We start from the raw sequence: 1,199 nt of genomic DNA, 5'->3' as shown, positions 1-1,199 counted from the left end.
CATATTTCTGGATTTAAATTAAACTTAATCTTATCTTTAATTTCAGAATTAGAACAGTATTTTATTATTCCATAAGAAATTCCTTTGTTAGGTATTCTTCTTAATGAATCTTTTGTATTTTTTATTAACATACTTAGATCATTATCACTATTTTTCAGAATTACTGGATATTGAGATGTAAACCAACCTATTGTTCTTGTTATATCTACATCCTTTATTATTTCTTCTCTTCCATGGGATTCTAAATTAATTAAGGTATTTTCTTCTCCGGTCCATTGACTTATTGTTAGAGATAAAGCTGCTAATAATAAGTCATTAATTTCTGTATTATAAGCTTTATTTGAATACTTTAATAATTTTTCTGTTTCTTTCTTTGATAATTCTGTTTCGATACTTCTTAAGCTACTGATATTTGATTTTTCTTCGTTTTTATCTTTAGGAAGAGCATTTATAGATTGGCTTTCTATACTATTCCAATATACTAATTGTTTCTTTACATCATAAGTGTTTGCATATTCATTTTGCTTAACTGACCATTCTTTAAAGGAAGTTGTTTTTTCTTGAAGTAGTATTTCTTGCCCATTTTTGGCCATCTTATATGCTTTTTGTAAATCTTCAAATAATATTCTCCATGAAACTCCATCTATAACTAAATGATGTATTGCTATTAGTAAATGATCTCCTTCATTACTCTTAAACAAACCTAATTTAACAAGTGGTCCTTCTTCTAAATCTATACTACTTTGTATTTCAGTACATATCTTTTCAACTTCATTTGAATCAATGCATATACTAGTTCTATAATCATAAATATTTAGGTCATAAAGTTTTTTTTCTATTCCTCTATTTATTTGTCTTATTACACCATTTTCGTTTTTATATATCATTCTTAAGGCATCATGATGAATAACTATAGCTTTAAATGCTTTTTTTATTAGTTGTTTATCAAAGCCTTCTTTACTAAACAACATCATTGCTTGATTCCAATGATTATTTTCTTCAAAGTTCATTTCAAAGAACCATTTTTGTATAGGGGTTAGTTCAACTTCTCCGACTACTTCATCTTGACTAATTTCAAGAACTTTATGCTTTATATTTTTACTTAATTCTTTTATTGTTGAGTTTGTAAATAAGTCTTTAACTTCAAAATAGTATCCTTTTGCTTTAGCTCTTGATATTACTTGTATTGATTTTATAGA

1 protein-coding gene is annotated in these 1,199 nt (G+C 25.8%); it reads right to left on the bottom strand.

The window, feature by feature from the left end:
- A partial coding sequence (locus BUB01_RS22355; RefSeq protein WP_242958467.1) for a condensation domain-containing protein occupies positions 1–1,199 on the bottom strand: 1,199 nt, incomplete at both ends.

It is taken from the genome of Clostridium cavendishii DSM 21758, assembly GCF_900141845.1.
Classification (GTDB): domain Bacteria; phylum Bacillota; class Clostridia; order Clostridiales; family Clostridiaceae; genus Clostridium_AG; species Clostridium_AG cavendishii.
Note: the sequence above shows the minus strand (reverse complement) of the source record. Positions and strands in the feature narration are given on the sequence as shown.